This window comes from Flavobacterium glaciei (genome assembly GCF_003350545.1).
Classification (GTDB): domain Bacteria; phylum Bacteroidota; class Bacteroidia; order Flavobacteriales; family Flavobacteriaceae; genus Flavobacterium; species Flavobacterium glaciei.
Genome location: NZ_QQBA01000014.1, coordinates 51484 through 70397, shown reverse-complemented (window position 1 = coordinate 70397; position 18914 = coordinate 51484). Strand labels below are relative to the sequence as shown.

Below are 18914 nucleotides of genomic sequence, written 5' to 3'. Positions count from 1 at the left end.
AAGTTTTATAATTATTTAACATTGACTTTCTTGTTAAGCTGTTAATTCTAAGTTTGCCATAAACTTAATATCTTGCCCTATAGCTAAACCGCTTGTTTGATTAAATGAGGTGTAGTTCAAACCAAAATCCTTGCGATTAATATGACCTGTTATTTCAAAAGCAGCTTTTTGATTGCCATCATACGTGTTGAACCCCGTGAATTCAGCATCAAGCTCTACAACTTTTGTGATGTTTTTGATGGTAAGATTACCTTTCAAAAAGTTAATATTCTTATTTACTTTTTCGAATGAAGTTGACTTGAAACTAATAACAGGAAATTTATTAATTTCAAATAAGTCGTTTAATACCAGTTTAGTATCTATTTGCTCTAGCTTTGAATCTTTGTTATTGATGTCTAAATAAAATTCGATTGAAGCATCTTCTATCTCATTGTCCTCAATATCAATATGTCCGTTAAATTTATTTGTTGAGCCAGCCAGATACGCGATTATCGAATGTCTCATTTTTATCAGAACATCTGATTGATTCGAGTCAACTGTCCATTTTGTTTTCATAATTCGTTGGCGTTGTGTTTGTAATTTATTCAAAGCTGCTATAAATTTAAAAATGTTAAATTTTAGTTGGCAAATGTAACAAGGAAACTTCGAATACTAAAATAGTTTCCAATGTATTTTGATTTATTTAACATTTGTTCACAAAAGGGAGTTTGTAATACAAATTGAATACTGTAAATTAGCCAAAAAATTATTTTATGCATTCCATTTACCAGTATCAAGAGTTTCTTTCGGATTATTTGCAATCTCAATATGAAACTAAAGAACCTAGAAACTTATACGAGCCAATACATTATATTTTAGATCTTGGAGGTAAAAGAATGCGTCCTGTGCTTACCTTGATGAGTGCTGAAGTGTTTGATGCGGATTACAAAAAAGCGCTTCCGGCAGCACTAGCTGTTGAGGTTTTTCATAATTTTTCATTAGTACACGATGATATTATGGACGATGCGCCTTTACGAAGAGGGCATGAAACGGTTCATGAAAAATGGAATATCAACACCGGAATTTTATCTGGTGATGCTATGTTGATTTTAGCTTACCAATATTTTGAGCAATACGAACCCTTAATTTTTAGGGATTTAGCTAAGCTTTTTAGTAAAACAGCACTCGAGGTTTGCGAAGGACAACAATGGGATGTTGATTTTGAAGATCGTACCGATGTGACTATCGAGGAATATCTTAAAATGATTCAGTACAAAACAGCGGTTCTTGTAGCGGCAGCTATGAAAATGGGAGCTATCATTGCAGAAACCTCAGTAGAAAATGCAAATTTAATCTATGATTTTGGTCTTAATTTAGGATTGGCTTTTCAGTTACAAGATGACTTTTTAGACGCTTTTGGAAACCCAGAAACTTTTGGAAAACAAGTTGGCGGCGATATCATTGAAAACAAAAAAACCTATTTATACCTTAAAGCTGTTGCGTTCTCAAATGAAAAAGAAGCGGAAGAACTGAAAAGGTTGTTTTCTAATCAACCAGAAGACAGCACTGATAAGATAGAGCGAGTAAAGGCACTTTTTAATAGTTCTGGTGCGTCTAAAGCTACTCAAGATGCCATTCAAGATTATACGTTTAAGGCATTCCAAACTCTAGATAAGATGAATATTAGTGTAGAGAAAAAGCAAATGTTGAGAACCTTTGGTGAAAACCTGATGGGAAGGAAAGTGTAATTCAATCTCAATCACAGTCTCAAAAATTCAAGAGCATTCTTGATATTGAAAATTGATATTTAGTATTTAAAAAGAAGTAAATTATACCCAATAGCAATATTGAAAATTGAACTAGATATTGCCATCGAAATTTTTAAAATATGTTTGTAGCACCTATAAATACTGATTTACTTCTTGCTGAAGCAGAGGGCGACAACTTGTACTTAAAATTAGTAGAACAACTAAACAAGGATTTTAATTTAGCTAATGAAGCTGTAGATTTCCCGTTGAGTACTTCTCCCACGGAGTTGAAGTTACAATTACATGAAAAAATCTACCGACTCATTCAGTATAAATTTGCGGAGTATCTCAATTTACTTTATATCATTGATGTATCTGAAGATGAAATTAAAAAACTCGATGGCTCAGATTTAGTTGTTCTAGCGGAACAAGTCTCTTTTTTAATTCTAAAAAGAGAATGGCAAAAAGTGTGGTTCAGGAATAAATATTCAAATTAAAAAGAAATATTTACAAAAGGAATCACAGGGCTAGTATAAACGCTTCTTCCTTCTTTATATAGAAAATTATATTTAGCACCAACTGATATTTTACTTGTAATATTATATCCAGCTCCTGCAAATAAGGCAGAGTCCCAATAACTATCGGTGCTTTTCTCTGTTGGAGTATCTATTTTAGTGATAACTCTTAATTCAGAAAATTCTAATAAAGTCGTTAATTTTTTTACTGGATTGTATCGCCCTAATACGTTTGCCCCAAAAGTAGTTGTGTTTTGTAAATTTTTTATTGCTGCGTAACTTCCTTGTAATCCTCCTCCCACTTCTATTTTATCGCTTATAATGTATGTTAAGTTAGGAGAAACATTAATATTTGTACCCCCAACAAAGTTTATTCCGAATCCACAACCGAATTTTAATTTTTCTGGTTTTTTAAAAACAGTTGTATCAGCTACTTTTTGAGTGATACTATCTTTTGAGGTTTGCGAAAATATTTTTGGACAGCCAATAAATAGGCATAAGTAAATGATAATCTTGCAAATGATTTGTTGTTTTTTCATAATTATTTAAGTTTTTTGTTAAAAATAAAATCTCACAAAAGGCATAAAACGGCTTCCGTAAATATTGTTTTCATCTTGAAGGACATTGTAGCGCACACCCATAGTGGCAAATCCTGAGCGGTAACCAGCGCCTAAAAACAAACCAGTATTCCAAAAACTTTGAGAATTACCATTAGATCCATCTGCGTTTACATTTACTCTAAGTTGCTCTAATTCTGCAGAAAGCTGAATTTCTGGTAAAGGATTTAATAACCCAATAACGCTTCCTCCGTATAGGTGTGATGCAAAACTGTTTTGCTGTTTCAAGTATTTATATTGCAAACCAAGTCCTAGAGAGCCATATTCATTTACATTGTAAATGGCGCTGGGTGCCAAAGAAATATCTGTAAACCCCGATCCAAAACCAAGACCTATTCCGCCTCCAAATTGTACTTTGTCCCAAAATTGTGGTTCTGCTGGAGCAGTAGTGTTGTTTTGTTGTGCTTGCATTTCATTAGAAAAAAACAAGACAAACAAGACAAAAAGGGTTTTAAAACGATTGAAAAAGCATTTCATGGTTATAAGTTTTTAGTTTTTTAACAATATATAACGTAAAAGTATCTTAAAATAAATAATAAATTTATTCTATTATTGTACTTTTGCCAAACTATTTTAACAAAAAAGTATATTCACTACATATTATGGATAGGTTTTCATTTTTAAACGCAGCACATACCGAATTTTTCGCACAATTATACGATCAATATTTAGAAAATCCAGACAGCGTTGAGCCAAGTTGGAGAAGTTTTTTTCAAGGTTTCGATTTTGGGATGGCGACTTACAATGAGGAGAACAAAGTGGAACAAATCGCTCATTTTGCGGCAACTAATTCAGATATTAATTTAGTATCGGATAAGCTTCAAAAGGAATTTAATGTATTGAAATTGATAGATGGATACCGTTCACGAGGTCACTTGTTTACCAAGACAAATCCAGTTCGTGAAAGAAGAACTTCATCGCCTACACTTGATATTTCTAATTTCGGACTTTCATCAGCAGATTTAAACACTGTTTTTGATGCTGCAAAGGTTATCAACATACAGCCTTGTACGCTTCAGGAAATTATAACTCACCTTGATACCATATATTGTCAGCACATTGGAGTGGAGTACATGTATATTCGTAATCCAGAAGTGGTGGAATGGATTCAGAAAAAATTAGGGGTCAATGATAATCAACCTAAATTTTCATTGGATGAAAAGAAATCAATTCTAAATAAATTGAATCAAGCCGTTTCTTTTGAAAACTTTTTGCATACAAAATATGTAGGTCAAAAACGTTTTTCTCTTGAAGGTGGAGAATCAATCATACCAGCTTTGGATGCTTTAATAGAAAAAGCAGCCGAAAAAGGAGTAGAGCAATTTGTAATGGGAATGGCACACCGTGGCCGTTTAAATGTTTTGGCAAATATTTTTGGCAAATCAACTCAAGACATTTTTGGAGAGTTTGATGGTAAAGATTACGACCAGGAATATTTTGATGGGGATGTTAAGTACCATTTAGGACTTACCGCTGACAAAGTTACAAGCTCTGGAAAAAATATAAATATCAATTTGGCTCCAAATCCTTCTCACCTAGAAACTGTAGGTGCGGTTATTGAAGGAATTACAAGAGCAAAACAAGACAAATATTTCCCTAACGATTTCTCAAAAGTATTACCAATTGCCGTTCACGGAGATGCTGCAATTGCAGGTCAGGGGATTTTGTATGAGATAGTACAAATGGCACAACTAGACGGTTATAAAACTGGAGGGACAATCCATATTGTAATCAATAATCAAGTAGGTTTTACTACTAATTACCTTGACGCGCGTTCGTCTACCTATTGTACGGATGTTGCCAAAGTAACGCTTTCGCCAGTGCTACACGTAAATGCGGATGATGCTGAAGCCGTAGTACATGCCATGTCATTTGCATTGGATTTCAGAATGCAATTTGGTCGTGACGTTTTTATCGATTTATTAGGATACCGAAAATACGGGCATAATGAAGGTGATGAGCCTCGTTTTACTCAGCCTGTATTGTACAAAATCATAGCAAAGCACAAAAATCCACGTGACATATATATGGATAAGTTGCTTGCAGAAGGTGTTGTTGACAGCACTTTTGTAAAAGGATTGGAACATGAATACAAATCAAACTTGGAGGTAAATTTAGAAGAATCCCGTAAAAAAGATTTGACTATTATTACTCCATTTATGAAAAATGAGTGGAAAGGTTTTGAGCAAGTTTCTGATGCTGAAATGCTTAAAAAAGTAGACACTTCATTTCCTAAAGTAGCATTAGATTCCGTTATAAAAACGGTTTCTACATTGCCATCTGATAAGAAGTTTATCAACAAAATCAGTAAAATTGTTACCGATAGAAAAACTGGATACGACAACAATACCATCGATTGGGGAACTGCAGAGACCTTAGCTTACGGTGCACTTTTGACCGAAGGTTTTGATGTTCGAATTTCTGGTCAGGATGTAGAGCGTGGGACTTTCTCTCACCGTCATGCTGTTGTGAAGGTAGAAGATTCTGAAGAAGAAGTTGTTTTATTAAATGCAGTCGAAAATAAAAAAGGGAAGTTTAATATTTATAACTCTCTTTTATCTGAATATGGTGTGCTAGGATTTGATTATGGGTACGCTTTAGCAAATCCAAATACACTGACCATTTGGGAAGCGCAATTTGGGGATTTCAGTAATGGAGCCCAGATTATGATTGACCAATATATCTCTTGTGGGGAAGACAAATGGAACAATCAAAACGGAATTGTTTTATTATTGCCACACGGTTATGAAGGTCAAGGAGCAGAGCATTCCTCAGCAAGAATGGAACGTTATTTACAACTTTGCGCCAGACATAATATGTATGTTGCTGATTGTACAACACCAGCCAACTTTTTTCACTTGTTGCGAAGACAAATGAAAACCACTTTCCGTAAACCACTTGTGGTGTTTACACCAAAGAGTTTGTTGCGTGATCCAAGATGTGTATCTACAGTAGAGGAATTAGCAACAGGTAGTTTTCAAGAAACATTCGATGATGCAACAGTAACTAAAGCTGATGTGAAAACACTGGTTTTCTGTACAGGTAAATTCTATTATGACATTACTGCCGAAAGAGAAAATAACGGTCGTAAAGATGTAGCAGTTGTTAGAATCGAACAATTATTTCCATTGCCTGTAGAACAATTAAAAGCAATTATCGCTACATATCCAAATGTTGATGATTATGTTTGGGCACAAGAAGAGCCAAAAAACATGGGAGCTTACAGTTACATGTTGATGAATTTTGATTTAGTAAAATGGAGATTAGCTTCACTAAAAGCATATGCAGCTCCAGCGGCAGGAAGTTATACAAGAGCAAAACGCCGTCATGCCGATGCTATAAAAATGGTTTTCGATAAAAATTTATTTAGATAAACTCAAATTTTGTACTTATGAAGAAACTTTTAACCTTATTATTTTTTAGTTTAATTTTCAGTTTTTCTTATTCTCAAGAATTAAAAAAACCTAGCGAAGGAAAATCATTAGTGTATTTTACAAGAGCGACAGCGACAGGTTTTTTGATCAATTTTAAATATTTTGATGGGGAAAAATATTTAGGTAAATTTAATTATGGAAAATACTTGGTTTACGAATGTGAACCTGGAAAACATTTATTTTGGTCTAAATCTGAAAATACTGACTTTTTAGAAGCAGAATTAGAAGCGGGTAAAGTTTATATAATTGATTCGGAACCTCAAATGGGTGCTTTTAAAGCAGCTGTAAAATTAATGCCTTTTGATAATGATTTTAATAATTATAAGAATATCAAAAAGTACGAAAGAAAAAAAGAAGGAATATTAAAAGCTATTTCAGGAGCTAAAGAATATACTATAAGTGAAGATGATTTGGCTGAAGCCAAAAAAGATCAAGAAGATTTAGTGAAACGTTCTATTGAGAAATATACCAAACGAAAAGCAGAAGGAGAAGTTTATCCTACGATGACAGTAAATAGTAATTATGTTTCAAATTTAGAAACAGGCAAATAATTCAATTGCTAGTAAATAAAAAAACATAAGTAATTGTAACAAGAATTAAAATTCATAATTTAAAATAATAGAACATGATTTTAGAAATGAAAGTCCCGTCACCAGGGGAATCTATAAAGGAAGTTGAAATTGCAACTTGGTTGGTAAAAGACGGAGATTATGTAGAAAAAGACCAAGCAATTGCTGAGGTTGATTCTGATAAAGCAACATTAGAATTGCCAGCAGAAGCAAGCGGAATCATTACTTTAAAAGCAGAAGAAGGCGATGCAGTAGCAGTAGGAGCGGTAGTTTGTTTAATTGATACGAGTGCAGCAAAACCAGCAGGTGATGCACCAGCGGCGGCAGTTGAAGCACCAAAAGCTGAAGTTAAAGCAGAAGCACCAAAAGCGGCTCCCGTAGCAGCAGCTCCAGCAGCAACTTACGCTTCAGGAACTCCATCTCCAGCAGCAAGAAAAATATTAGACGAAAAAAATATAGCGCCAGCCTCTATAACAGGAACTGGAAAAGACGGAAGAATAACTAAAGATGATGCCGTAAATGCAGTGCCTTCAATGGGAACTCCTACAGGTGGATCTCGTGGAACAGAGCGTACTAAATTATCTATGTTGCGTCGTAAAGTGGCAGAAAGATTAGTTGCCGCTAAAAACGAAACGGCCATGTTGACTACTTTTAATGAAGTAAACATGACGCCAATCAATTTGATTCGTAATGAATACAAAGATGCGTTCAAAGCAAAACATGGCGGAATAGGTTTAGGATACATGTCTTTCTTTACTAAAGCAGTAACCAGAGCATTGCAACTTTTCCCAGATGTAAACTCAATGATGGATGGTGATCATAAGATTGCTTTCGACTTTTGCGATATTTCAATTGCAGTTTCAGGTCCAAAAGGATTAATGGTTCCTGTAGTTCGTAATGCTGAAAACTTGACTTTCCGTGGAGTTGAAGCTGACATTAAAAGATTAGCTCTTAAAGCACGTGACGGACAAATCACAGTAGATGATATGACTGGTGGTACATTCACTATTACTAATGGTGGTGTTTTTGGAAGTATGTTAAGTACACCAATTATCAATCCTCCACAATCAGGAATTCTTGGAATGCACAACATTATTGAGCGTCCAATTGCTGTAAATGGTAAAGTTGAAATTCATCCAATGATGTATGTAGCATTGTCTTATGACCATAGAATAATTGATGGTCGTGAGTCTGTTGGATTCTTAGTTGCAGTAAAAGAAGCGTTAGAAAACCCAATGGAATTATTGATGGATAACAATCCTAAAAAAGCTTTAGAGTTGTAATATATTATCTTAGTCACTTGACAAAAAAAATTAATCCTATCTTATTTCGAAAGATGGGATTTTTTTTATTAAAATAGAATGGTAAATGTGTAATATATTTAGATTTTTTTTACGTTTACCTTTTTTTATTACAAAAAAAATTACGATTAGTGCATTTATAATTAATTATGAGCTAGGATTTACCTTTACATTACCACAACAATTATAAATAATATATGATTAGCAGTGATATTCTAGTCGTCGAAAAATAGAGTTAAGTGCTAGTAATACTTATGTTTAAAGTTGTTTTTGAGTAAAATATATCTTTGTGTAGTTGTATAGTTTTTAGATACTTTTATTTTATTATCGTAAAAGAATACATTCATAAATTTGAATATAACTAATAACTCTAGATTATGAAAAAAATTACTTTATTCATTTTGCTGTTAATTTTCTCAGTAGGATTTTCACAAAATGCACCCATTACATTTGAAACCGGTGAGTTTGGTTCTACATGGTCATTTGCAACTTTTGAAAATGGTTCAGGAGCTGGATACTCGAAAGTTGCTAATCCATTTCCAGGTGGTATAAACAGTTCAGCAACTGTGGGGAAGTTTGTTGCAGGAACAAGTGCATCTGGTGCTCAGCCATATGCAGGATTTGAAACGGCTCATGCTTCGGGTGCAAATGGCATTGGAACTTTTACTTTGAGTACTTCTAATTGTATCATCAAAATAATGGTCTACAAAACAGTAATTAGTGACGTAGCTTTGAAATTTGCTATAGCGAATGGTGGTGCTCAGCCAGAAATTAAAGTGCCAAACACTAAAATCAACGAATGGGAAGAATTGACTTTTGACTTTTCAGGGAAAATTGGATTAAATGAAACCATCAACATTGATCAAATGATATTCTTTTTGGATTTCAATGCCAGAACAGTTGAAACTACAAGTTATTTTGACAACGTTACTTTTTCTGCAAAAACTGCTGCGCCAACTCCAACAGAACCAATGGTAGCTGCACCAACTCCTACAAAACCAGCCTCAGATGTTATATCGCTGTTCAGTAATGCATATACTAATGTTCCAATTACTACTTGGAGAACAGATTGGTCCGCAGGTAGTACATTAACGGATATGCAAATTGCTGGAAATGACACGAAGAAATATACAAATTTGAATTATTTTGGAGTTGATGTCACTGGTACAATCGATGCGACAGCAATGACGTTTATTCATATTGATATATGGACACCAGATTTAACAGCTTTCAAAATAAAACTGGTTGATTTTGGTCCAAATGGAGTCTATCAAGGAGGTGATGATAAGGAATTTGAAATTACACGTACGCCTACATTATCAGGGTGGAATAGTTTTGACATTCCTTTGTCAGAGTTTACTGATTTGACTACTAGAGGAAATATTGCTCAATTAGTGTTTTCAGGAGCACCGGCTGGAACTGTTTATATTGACAATGTCTATTTTAGTAAAACTGCTGCGCCAGCTCCAACTCCAACAGAACCAATGGTAGCTGCACCAACTCCTACAACTACGTCCGCAGATGTCATTTCTCTATTCAGTAATGCGTATACTAATGTGCCAATTACGACTTGGAGAACAGATTGGTCAGCAGGTAGTACACTAACGGATATGCAAATTGCAGGAAATGACACGAAGAAATATACCAATTTGAATTATTTTGGAGTAGATGTTACTGGTACAATTAACGCTACGCCAATGTTGTATTTTCATATTGATGTATGGACACCAGATTTAACAGCTTTCAAAATAAAACTGGTTGATTTTGGTCCAAATGGAGTCTATCAAGGAGGTGATGATATGGAGTTTGAAATTACACGTACTCCTACATTATCAGGATGGAATAGTTTTGATATTCCTTTATCAGAGTTTACTGGCTTGACTACTAGAGGAAATATTGCTCAATTAGTGTTCTCAGGAGCACCAGCTGGAACTGTTTATATTGACAATGTTTATTTTAGCAAAACAGCTTCTACCTTAAGTGTTCCTACTTTTGAAATTTCAAAAGTGATGATGTATCCAAACCCGGTTACTAATTATTTTACAATTGATGCTAATAGTGAAATAGATAATGTAAGTGTTTATAATGTATTGGGTCAGGAGGTTTTAGTTAGAAGTCCAAAAAGTAATTCTACAACCATCCAAACAAGTCAACTTTCAAAAGGAGTTTATATTGTAAAAACAGTTGTAGAGGGAAAAGTAGCCACCACTAAAATGATCAAAGAATAAGTTTGTTTAGGTTTGTAGTAGAAGTAGAGCGTATTGATTTTCGATACGCTCTTTTCTTTTATTTCAATAAATACAAATAATGGTTGTAATAATCCACAATCGCTTTTCCTTTCATTAAAACATCAGCACCTATTATTCCATGCACTGGTTTTGCTTTGTGTTGTAATAAAGCCTCATTTACGTGTGATAAATCGAAAACAACAATATCAAAAGCGATGTCTTTCCAGGAGCCCAATTTCAATTCGTTTTTTGTGGCAATTTGTGTAAACATTCCGGTAGCGCCAGCACCAGAAGCTTTTGTTTTTGATTTTTTTGCTTCTAATGAAAACAAATCAATACTCTCAAAACCTACGCAACTGTTAGATGCTCCTGTGTCTAAAATAAAATTCCCTGTTATACCATTTATTGTAGCTTTTATCAAAAGATGCTGCGTTTTAGTAATCTTAAATTTTACTTTTTTGTAGTTTTCTTTTTTAAGAATATCTTGAAGATTTTTCATAGTTTCTGTTGGGATTTTGAATCTTTATTTTTCGATAAATAATTATTAAAATTAACATCTTGGTAGTTTACAGGTTTGGGAAACTACGTCTAATAATCGTAATTTTGTACTTCAAACCTGAAAAAACACACTTGGAAACAAATATAGTCATCACCGATACACATACCCATTTATACTCAGAAGAATTTGATCAAGATAGAAACGAAATGATACAGCGCGCTATTGATGCTGGTGTTTCGCGTTTTTTTATTCCTGCAATCGATTCTACTTGTACCGAAGCAATGTATGAATTGCAGAAAAACCATCCCAATAATGTATTCTTGATGATGGGTTTGCATCCTACTTATGTAAAAGACAATTACCTGGAGGAATTGCAACATGTAGAAAATGAACTTGCCAAAAGAAAATTCTATGCAGTAGGCGAAATTGGAATCGATTTGTATTGGGATAAAACTCATTTGCCGCAACAACAAATTGCTTTTAGAAAACAAATTCAATTGGCAAAACAATACAAATTACCTATTGTGATTCATTGTCGGGAAGCTTTTGACGAAATATTCGAAATTTTAGAAGAAGAGAAATCACCAGAATTGTTCGGTATCTTTCATTGTTTTACAGGTACTTATGAGCAGGCACTGCAAGCGATTTCGTATAACATGAAACTAGGAATTGGTGGAGTTGTAACTTTCAAAAATGGCAAAATAGACCAGTTCTTGAATCAAATAGACCTTAAACATATTGTTCTCGAAACGGATTCACCGTATTTAGCACCGATTCCTTTTAGAGGAAAAAGAAACGAAAGTAGCTATATTGTTAATGTGGTAGATAAATTAGCGCAAATTTATAACCTGTCAGTAAATGATATTGCTGCAATCACCACAGAAAATTCTAAAGCTATTTTTGGTATTTAAAGTAGATTTTACCTTATTTTGATATTTTTTTTGTTCATTTGTCCACACAAAAATTGAGAACCAAAATGCAGAAATTTGACGCTATTCGGCCTTTTTATGATTCGGAAATAAATGAAGCACTTCATAATGTGATAAATCATCCAATGATGAAGGCATTAATGAATTTTACCTTTCCAGATGTTGCGGATGAAGTTTGGAAAGAACAACTTCGCAAAACGCATTCTATTCGTGATTTCCAGTGTAATTTCATTTACCAATCGGTCCAAAAAGTATTGGAAAAAAGCTCTGAAGGATTGACGACTTCCGGTTTTGAAAATTTAGAACCTAATACTTCTTATTTATTTATATCAAATCATCGCGATATTCTCTTAGATACAACGTTGTTGAATACTGCTTTGTTTGAGCACAGTTTAGTAATGACTGCCTCAGCGATTGGTGATAATTTAGTCAAAAAAGTTTTTTTGAATACGTTAGCAAAACTGAATCGTAATTTCTTAGTACAACGAGGCTTAACGCCAAGAGAAATGTTGCAAAGTTCAAAGCTATTGTCCGAATATATTGGAAATTTATTACTTCATGAAAACCGTTCCGTTTGGATTGCACAACGCGAAGGAAGAACAAAAGACGGTAATGATGCCACTAATCCGGGTGTTTTGAAAATGCTAGGAATGGGTTCTAATGAAAAGAATTTGATGGATTATTTTAAGAAAATCAAAATCGTACCAGTTTCTATTTCGTATGAATACGATCCAACGGATGCTTTGAAAATGCCTCAATTGATGGCTGAAGCCAATAATGAAGTATATGTCAAGGAGAAGAACGAAGATTTTATGACCATTCTTAGTGGAGCTTTGGGTCAAAAGAAACGAATTCACATTCATGTAGGTAAGGTTTTAGAAAATGAAATAGAGCAAATAAAAGCCAATAACGACAATTCAAATAAGCAAGTTGCTGCGCTAGCGCAGGAAATTGATGATGCGATATTGAGTAATTACAAGTTGTGGCCTACTAATTTTATTGCGTATGATATTGTTCATAAAACAAATGAATATGCCCACTTGTACACTGAAAATGAAAAATCTTTATTTGAACGCCGATTAGAAATGCGCATAGACCATGATAATCCCGTGGCACTTGATGGTTTTTTAGCCATGTATGCTAATCCCGTTGTCAATAAATTAAAATACCATGACATTGCATAAAGCCAAGATACTTTTAATTTATACCGGTGGAACCATTGGTATGCGCAAGGATTTTGAGACAGGAGCGCTCAAAGCATTTAATTTTAATAAATTGTTGCAAAGTATTCCTGAGCTTAAACAGTTAGATTGCGAAATTGAAACGGTTTCATTTGAAGTGCCTATTGATTCCTCTAATATGAATCCTGCTGAATGGTCAAAGATTGCGACCATAATTGAGCAAAATTATACTTCCTACGATGGTTTTGTAGTACTACATGGTTCAGATACTATGTCTTACTCAGCTTCGGCATTGAGTTTTATGCTTGAAAATTTATCAAAACCCGTTATTTTTACGGGATCACAATTGCCAATAGGTGATTTGCGCACTGATGCCAAAGAGAATTTAATAACAGCCATTCAAATTGCATCTTTGCGAGACAATGATGAACCTGTTATTAGTGAAGTTTGTCTTTATTTTGAATACAAATTATATAGAGGAAACAGAACAACAAAGATTAATGCCGAACATTTTAAAGCATTTACGTCTCCTAATTATCCTGAATTGGTAGAGTCTGGAGTACATTTAAAAATAAATCCAGAAATGTTTTTGCCAAAGAGCGCCAATACAACGTTTCAAGTGCATAAAAAACTTGATAATAACGTTGCCATTATAAAAATGTTTCCAGGTATTAGTGAAGCCGTTTTAGCCGCTATTTTTGAAATCCCGAATTTAAAAGGAATTGTTCTAGAAACGTACGGCTCAGGAAATGCGCCTACAGAGCCTTGGTTTCTTAACTTGTTGCAAAACGCAATCAAAGCAGGATTGCATATTGTGAATGTAACACAGTGTTCTGGCGGAAGTGTAAGCATGGGGCATTATGAAACCAGTACCGGGATGAAAGAAATAGGAGTAATTTCGGGGAAAGACATTACTACTGAGGCAGCTATTACAAAACTGATGTATTTATTGGCTCAAGATATTGCTAGTAAGGAATTTAAAACATTATTTGAAACACCATTGCGTGGCGAAATGATTTAAAGTCTGAATTTGCTTTTCTAAGTCAGTTTTTTTTAAGTTATTTGCAATCCCAATTAGAGAGGTGTCCGAGTGGTTGAAGGAGCTAGCCTGGAAAGCTAGTATATGGGTAACTGTATCGAGGGTTCGAATCCCTTCCTCTCTGCAAAAAATATAATGCTTCCTGTAAAGGAAGCATTTTTTGTTTTAAAGCATGGCAAACTTTTTAGTTTCTCGAAGTGTATAAAACAAAAAAAAGGCTCTCTGCCAATGGTCAAGAGCCCTCCCTTTTCGGGCAAAAAGGAATTAGATATCTGTAAATCTATATTTAATAGTTGTATTGTAACTTACAGTAAGGAATTGTGTAAAGTTTCCATTTTTTTTTCTAGCTTGTAAATTAATTTCACACCTTTCGCAAAATTTGCGTGGCTTGAGCCATGTTAAACACAACTGTTGCAGCTTCTGTTCCGGTGTTGCTGTCATAAATGTCTAGCAGCGCCACTTCTGGGACATTCACGTTCAAAAGATGTGAAGCAATGTTTAAATCATTGTTGTCTTGAGCATTTACATTGCTAGCAAATAATCCAGCAACAGTTACAAGTAATAGGTTAACTTTTTTCATGATATTGGGGTTTTTTGATTATTAATATGTCATAAAACTACAATCTATCTCAATTGTGAGGCCTGATTATTCGATAGACCGCATTGAAGTATAGACGAATAAAAGCCTTTGTAAGTTTTTGAGAAAATAGGAAATCAAAAAAGTGTTGGTTAACGGAGAAGGATTAGTTTTATGTTTTTCTTTTCGCTCTTTATCTTTGTTGTCGAGAAAATTCATCAAATAAATGGGTCAAAATCCTATCTTTGTATGGCTATATAGAATAGCACTCGTCAATAAAATATCAAAAGGAAATATGAAAAGGACATCTATCAAGAACAAATCTGTTTGGTTGTTATTAAATTGCTTTCTACTACTTCCTTTTTCGGCAGTTTTTTCTCAAGAAATAACACCAGTAAAAGAAGAAGTTATTCAAATAGATTCTTTGTATCGAGAAGATCAGTTTTATTTTGGTGTAACGTATAATACTTTGATGGATAAGCCAGCTGGAGTGTCACAAAGAAAATTTTCCTCGGGACTATCGGCAGGATTTCTGAGAGACATGCCGATTAATAAAAAACGAACAGTAGCCGTTGCCTCTGGTATTGGTTTTACTTATAATAATTACAATCAAAATCTTGCCATTTCCTCACCTGCGGGAAAACCGATATACACTATTATCGATTCGGAGTTTGAATATGATAAAAACAAGTTCTCTTTACTTTCAGTTGATGTTCCTATTGAGTTCAGATGGAGAACCTCTACTTACGAAAGTCATAAGTTTTGGAGGATTTATGGAGGGTTTAAGATGAGTTATTTACTCTATGACAGGTCTATTTTTAATAGTGCTGATGGTAAAGTAGTGGTGACTGGAAATCAAGATTTTAATAAATTTCAGTACGGGGCTTACATTTCATCAGGTTACAATACGATTAATCTATATGCGTATTACGGTTTGAATTCGTTGTTTAAATCTGCTAAAGTCAATGACGAATCAGTTGCTATGAGATCATTGAATATTGGTATAACATTCTACATCCTATAACCACAAGACTAACAAAAGCAACTGAGGCACAGCTCCAAGGAAAAACCCCAAAATTAATTCTTTGTTTGTGTGTGCTTCCATTTCTAAACGGGAAGAAGCTACAAAACCATTGAGTAGAATCAAAGCGGTGATTAATAATGTGTTTTGAAGTTGAAGGTGTAAGCTTAATCCAATTATAAATACCGTTAAGGAACTGATTGCTATCATGTGAAGGCTTGCTTTTACATTGATAAACAAAAGAATAAGCGCTAAGATAGTACTCAAAAGTGCACCTAGAAGAAAAAAATGCAACTCAGGATATCGATCTATTGTAATGCTTTTTTTTACCAAAAGGATGAGCAAAAAACAGTGAAATATTAATGGAATTTTGCGCTGAGATACTTCGGTTAGCATAATAGAATCTATCTTTCCTATTGTGCGTAATAATAAAAATATCAAAGAAGGTAATAGTACTGTTACCACGAGAACCTGAAAAAAAACAAATAGTTTTTCTTGAAATGCAAACTCAGCATCGTTAAAAGAGAGGTACAACATTGTTGCCATTGCCGGGATGAATATTGGATGGAAAACATAGGAAAACAATGGGAGTATCTTTTTCAAAACGTCATATTTTTATCTTAAAAACAAATATAAGTAATCTGCTAAAATTAGTAAAGCTATTGCTATTGTTTCTTTTTTCTAGAATAATCAGAAATGGGTATAATTATAGTATAACGGAGTCGTCGTTTTGAAAAGAAGTGTTATTTTTGAGAAAGTTTTATAAGTAGCGAACCATTAAAAGAATAATTTCTATTCCAGAAATCTATTGCAATCTCTTTCTAATTCCATGAGCCAGAAAATCCTAAAAAGCATTCAAAATGTCCCTGCTACATTTATTGGTAATAACACTAATTGGGCATTAGAAACCATTTCTATAGATAGTCGTTCTCTGCAAAACGGACCACAAACTTTGTTTTTTGCATTAGTAGGAGCTAATAATGATGCGCATCAATACATCAAGGATTTAATTGCTACTGGTGTTCAGAATTTTGTTGTGACTTATATTCCAAAGGAATGTGAGGGTAAAGCTAATTTTTTTGTTGTACAAAACACCCTGATTGCTTTACAACAATTTGCAGCAAACTATCGCAGTCTTTTTAATTTTCCTATCATCGGACTAACCGGAAGTAACGGTAAAACGATTGTCAAGGAATGGCTCAACTTTTTATTGAGTCCTGATTATAACGTAATCCGAAGTCCTAAAAGTTATAATTCGCAAATTGGAGTTCCTTTATCAATAATTGCGATTAATGAGCAACACAATCTTGGGATTTTTGAAGCGGGTATTTCCACACGTTCTGAAATGGATAAATTACAGGAAATTGTTAAACCTACCATAGGAATTCTAACTAATATTGGAACTGCACACGATGAAGGTTTTGTAAATACAGAGGAGAAAATATCCGAAAAATTGAAACTTTTTAAGCACGTTGAGGTTTTAATTTATCATAAAAATAAAATAATTGATCTTATAGTAGATTCAGAAATCAATCTTTTTTCATGGAGTTTTAATGATAAGAGCGCATCAGTTTTTGTTTCCAAAAAAAGTGTTTTAGACAAGACAGTTTTGAATATAGAATTCGGTCAAGAATATTATGAGATTAAAATTCCGTTTCAAGACGAGGCATCTGTAGAAAATGCCATCACTTGTTTGATGGTTTTATTGTATTTTAAATATGATGAAAAAACCATTCAAAACCGAATGGAATTGTTGTATCCGGTAGAAATGCGTTTAAAAGTCAAGAACGGAATCAACAATTGTAGTATTATTGATGATAGTTACAGCTCTGATTTTCAGTCATTGAAAATAGCGTTGGATTTTCTCGAAAGTCAAAAGCAATACAAGAAGAAAACGGTAATTCTTTCGGATATTTTTCAAAGCGGTTTGTCTAATGACGAATTGTATACTAGGGTTTCCCAGTTGATTGTTTCTAATAAAATTGACCGTGTTATCGGAATTGGAGAAACTATTTCAGCATTCGAAAAGAAGTTTGTCAATTGTGTCAGTTATAAAACCACAGCGGAGTTTATAGCTAAATTTAATGATTTGAATTTTGCTAATGAAACCATTTTAATAAAAGGAGCAAGAACGTTTCAGTTTGAAGAGATTGTTGCGCTGTTAGAAGAAAAGACACATGAAACTGTACTGGAAATCAACCTAAATGCTATTAGTGATAACTTAAATTTTTTTAAATCTAAGTTGAAGCCGAATGTCAAAATCATGGTAATGGTTAAGGCTTTTGGATATGGAAATGGCGGTTTTGAAATCGCTAAATTACTGGAACATCACAAAGTGGACTATCTGGGTGTTGCTTTTGCCGACGAAGGGATTTTGCTTAAAAGCGCCGGAATTCATTTGCCTATTATGGTTTTAAATCCCGAAACGACTAGTTTTCCTGCGATAATCCAACACCAATTAGAGCCTGAAATTTATAGCTTAAAAGGACTTCATGCGTTCCTGAAAATTGCCGAACAAAAGCAGTTAAACCAATTTCCGATACACATAAAGCTCGACACAGGAATGCACCGTTTGGGTTTTGAGGACAATACCATCGATGATTTAATTGCGACTTTAAAAGGAAATCAAACTGTTAAAGTAAAAAGTATTCTGTCGCACATGGCAACAAGCGATAACTTAGAATTTAAAGATTTTGCGTATGCACAAATTGATTTATTCGAAAAATTATCGTCTAAATTGATGTCAGAATTGCAAATAACGCCATTGCGACACATCTTAAATACCTCAGGAATAAGTAATTTCCAAGAAGCCCAGTACGACATGGTTCGATTGGGAATAGGATTGTATGGAGTTTCAAATGATGCCGAAGAACAAAAACAACTTGAAAATGTGGGTACGCTGAAATCAATTATTTCGCAAATAAGAACGATTTCAAAGGGAGAAAGTGTGGGTTATGGCAGACGATTCATTGCGGAGAAACCTACAAAAATTGCCACAATTCCTATAGGATATGCCGATGGAATTTCTAGAGGCTGGGGAAATGAATTGGGATTTGTGATGATAAAAAATGCTAAGGCTTATATCGTTGGCAGTATTTGTATGGATATGCTTATGGTTGATGTTACTGATATAGAATGTTTAGAAGGAGATCAGGTGATTATTTTTGGCGAATGCCCAACAGTTTCCTATATCGCAAAAAAATTAAATACAATCCCTTATGAAATACTCACTAGTGTTTCTCAGCGGGTAAAACGTGTTTTTTATCGATAAATACTG

At 34.0% G+C, this 18914-nt stretch carries 17 protein-coding genes and 1 tRNA gene; 12 read left to right on the top strand and 6 right to left on the bottom strand.

Features of this window, described 5'->3' with window-relative positions:
- Positions 1-33: 33 nt before the first annotated feature.
- On the bottom strand, positions 34-588 hold the full coding sequence (locus DFR66_RS11790; RefSeq protein ID WP_242008688.1) for a YceI family protein: 555 nt from the start codon (positions 586-588) through the stop codon (positions 34-36).
- Between the two features lie 164 nt (positions 589-752).
- Between DFR66_RS11790 and DFR66_RS11785 the strand changes: the two genes are divergently transcribed.
- The gene (locus tag DFR66_RS11785) at positions 753-1727 is read left to right on the top strand and encodes a polyprenyl synthetase family protein (protein WP_114755031.1); all 975 of its coding nucleotides are present in this window, start codon (positions 753-755) and stop codon (positions 1725-1727) included.
- A 140-nt stretch (positions 1728-1867) separates the two neighbouring features.
- A complete protein-coding gene (locus DFR66_RS11780) occupies positions 1868-2224 on the top strand; it encodes a hypothetical protein (protein WP_114755030.1) in 357 nt (118 codons plus the stop codon).
- Here DFR66_RS11780 and DFR66_RS11775 read toward each other — a convergent pair.
- Entirely contained in the window at positions 2221-2781 is a 561-nt protein-coding gene (locus DFR66_RS11775; RefSeq protein ID WP_114755029.1) for an outer membrane beta-barrel protein, read from the bottom strand. The genes DFR66_RS11780 and DFR66_RS11775 overlap by 4 nt on opposite strands.
- 18 nt (positions 2782-2799) lie before the next feature.
- Positions 2800-3336 carry a porin family protein gene (locus tag DFR66_RS11770; RefSeq protein WP_114755028.1) on the bottom strand — a complete coding sequence of 179 codons (537 nt, stop codon included), beginning with the start codon at positions 3334-3336 and terminating at the stop codon, positions 2800-2802.
- Positions 3337-3461: 125 nt separating this feature from the next.
- Here DFR66_RS11770 and DFR66_RS11765 point away from each other — a divergent pair, with 125 nt between their 5' ends.
- The 4 genes from DFR66_RS11765 to DFR66_RS11750 all read left to right on the top strand — a co-directional run bounded on the left by DFR66_RS11765 (position 3462) and on the right by DFR66_RS11750 (position 10391).
- Positions 3462-6233: a 2-oxoglutarate dehydrogenase E1 component gene (locus tag DFR66_RS11765; protein WP_114755027.1), complete on the top strand. Its 2772-nt coding sequence runs from the start codon at positions 3462-3464 to the stop codon at positions 6231-6233.
- A gap of 17 nt (positions 6234-6250) precedes the next feature.
- Complete coding sequence (locus DFR66_RS11760; RefSeq protein WP_114755026.1) at positions 6251-6844, top strand: hypothetical protein; 594 nt, start codon at positions 6251-6253, stop codon at positions 6842-6844.
- A 74-nt stretch (positions 6845-6918) separates the two neighbouring features.
- The gene (gene odhB / locus DFR66_RS11755) at positions 6919-8145 is read left to right on the top strand and encodes a 2-oxoglutarate dehydrogenase complex dihydrolipoyllysine-residue succinyltransferase (RefSeq protein ID WP_114755025.1); all 1227 of its coding nucleotides are present in this window, start codon (positions 6919-6921) and stop codon (positions 8143-8145) included.
- 395 nt (positions 8146-8540) lie between these two features.
- Entirely contained in the window at positions 8541-10391 is a 1851-nt protein-coding gene (locus DFR66_RS11750) for a T9SS type A sorting domain-containing protein (protein ID WP_114755024.1), read from the top strand.
- Between the two features lie 58 nt (positions 10392-10449).
- Here DFR66_RS11750 and DFR66_RS11745 read toward each other — a convergent pair whose 3' ends face one another.
- Complete coding sequence (locus DFR66_RS11745; protein ID WP_114755023.1) at positions 10450-10890, bottom strand: retropepsin-like aspartic protease; 441 nt, start codon at positions 10888-10890, stop codon at positions 10450-10452.
- 143 nt (positions 10891-11033) lie between these two features.
- Here DFR66_RS11745 and DFR66_RS11740 point away from each other — a divergent pair, with 143 nt between their 5' ends.
- The 4 genes from DFR66_RS11740 to DFR66_RS11725 all read left to right on the top strand — a co-directional run bounded on the left by DFR66_RS11740 (position 11034) and on the right by DFR66_RS11725 (position 14163).
- Positions 11034-11801 (top strand): TatD family hydrolase, encoded by a 768-nt coding sequence (locus DFR66_RS11740; RefSeq protein WP_199755517.1) that lies wholly within the window; start codon positions 11034-11036, stop codon positions 11799-11801.
- Positions 11802-11866: 65 nt separating this feature from the next.
- Positions 11867-13003, top strand: a complete 1137-nt coding sequence (locus DFR66_RS11735) for a 1-acyl-sn-glycerol-3-phosphate acyltransferase (RefSeq protein WP_114755021.1) — start codon at positions 11867-11869, stop codon at positions 13001-13003.
- A complete protein-coding gene (locus DFR66_RS11730) occupies positions 12990-14021 on the top strand; it encodes an asparaginase (protein WP_114755020.1) in 1032 nt (343 codons plus the stop codon). The genes DFR66_RS11735 and DFR66_RS11730 overlap by 14 nt, the downstream gene beginning before the upstream one ends.
- A 55-nt stretch (positions 14022-14076) precedes the next feature.
- Positions 14077-14163, top strand: a tRNA-Ser gene (locus tag DFR66_RS11725).
- A 237-nt stretch (positions 14164-14400) separates the two neighbouring features.
- Here the strand turns inward: DFR66_RS11725 and DFR66_RS11720 are convergent.
- Positions 14401-14619, bottom strand: coding sequence for a hypothetical protein (locus tag DFR66_RS11720; RefSeq protein WP_114755019.1), 219 nt, complete (start codon positions 14617-14619; stop codon positions 14401-14403).
- Between the two features lie 292 nt (positions 14620-14911).
- Between DFR66_RS11720 and DFR66_RS11715 the strand changes: the two genes are divergently transcribed.
- Positions 14912-15640 carry a porin family protein gene (locus DFR66_RS11715; RefSeq protein WP_114755047.1) on the top strand — a complete coding sequence of 243 codons (729 nt, stop codon included), beginning with the start codon at positions 14912-14914 and terminating at the stop codon, positions 15638-15640.
- Here the strand turns inward: DFR66_RS11715 and DFR66_RS11710 are convergent.
- Positions 15635-16240 carry a hypothetical protein gene (locus DFR66_RS11710; protein WP_114755018.1) on the bottom strand — a complete coding sequence of 202 codons (606 nt, stop codon included), beginning with the start codon at positions 16238-16240 and terminating at the stop codon, positions 15635-15637. The genes DFR66_RS11715 and DFR66_RS11710 overlap by 6 nt on opposite strands.
- A gap of 226 nt (positions 16241-16466) precedes the next feature.
- On the opposite strand from DFR66_RS11710, the gene DFR66_RS11705 reads away from it, so the two are divergent.
- On the top strand, positions 16467-18908 hold the full coding sequence (locus DFR66_RS11705; protein WP_114755017.1) for a bifunctional UDP-N-acetylmuramoyl-tripeptide:D-alanyl-D-alanine ligase/alanine racemase: 2442 nt from the start codon (positions 16467-16469) through the stop codon (positions 18906-18908).
- The last annotated feature ends 6 nt before the right edge of the window (positions 18909-18914 follow it).

Bases quoted from the DNA above. Each gene is read 5' to 3' on its own strand.
- DFR66_RS11775 (WP_114755029.1), bottom strand. From the start codon at position 2,781: ATGAAAAAACAACAAATCATTTGCAAGATTATCATTTACTTATGCCTA.
- DFR66_RS11760 (WP_114755026.1), top strand. From the start codon at position 6,251: ATGAAGAAACTTTTAACCTTATTATTTTTTAGTTTAATTTTCAGTTTT.
- DFR66_RS11730 (WP_114755020.1), top strand. From the start codon at position 12,990: ATGACATTGCATAAAGCCAAGATACTTTTAATTTATACCGGTGGAACC.
- DFR66_RS11715 (WP_114755047.1), top strand. From the start codon at position 14,912: ATGAAAAGGACATCTATCAAGAACAAATCTGTTTGGTTGTTATTAAAT.
- DFR66_RS11765 (WP_114755027.1), top strand. From the start codon at position 3,462: ATGGATAGGTTTTCATTTTTAAACGCAGCACATACCGAATTTTTCGCA.
- DFR66_RS11745 (WP_114755023.1), bottom strand. From the start codon at position 10,890: ATGAAAAATCTTCAAGATATTCTTAAAAAAGAAAACTACAAAAAAGTA.
- DFR66_RS11720 (WP_114755019.1), bottom strand. From the start codon at position 14,619: ATGAAAAAAGTTAACCTATTACTTGTAACTGTTGCTGGATTATTTGCT.
- DFR66_RS11705 (WP_114755017.1), top strand. From the start codon at position 16,467: ATGAGCCAGAAAATCCTAAAAAGCATTCAAAATGTCCCTGCTACATTT.
- DFR66_RS11770 (WP_114755028.1), bottom strand. From the start codon at position 3,336: ATGAAATGCTTTTTCAATCGTTTTAAAACCCTTTTTGTCTTGTTTGTC.
- DFR66_RS11750 (WP_114755024.1), top strand. From the start codon at position 8,541: ATGAAAAAAATTACTTTATTCATTTTGCTGTTAATTTTCTCAGTAGGA.
- DFR66_RS11780 (WP_114755030.1), top strand. From the start codon at position 1,868: ATGTTTGTAGCACCTATAAATACTGATTTACTTCTTGCTGAAGCAGAG.
- DFR66_RS11735 (WP_114755021.1), top strand. From the start codon at position 11,867: ATGCAGAAATTTGACGCTATTCGGCCTTTTTATGATTCGGAAATAAAT.
- odhB (WP_114755025.1), top strand. From the start codon at position 6,919: ATGATTTTAGAAATGAAAGTCCCGTCACCAGGGGAATCTATAAAGGAA.
- DFR66_RS11785 (WP_114755031.1), top strand. From the start codon at position 753: ATGCATTCCATTTACCAGTATCAAGAGTTTCTTTCGGATTATTTGCAA.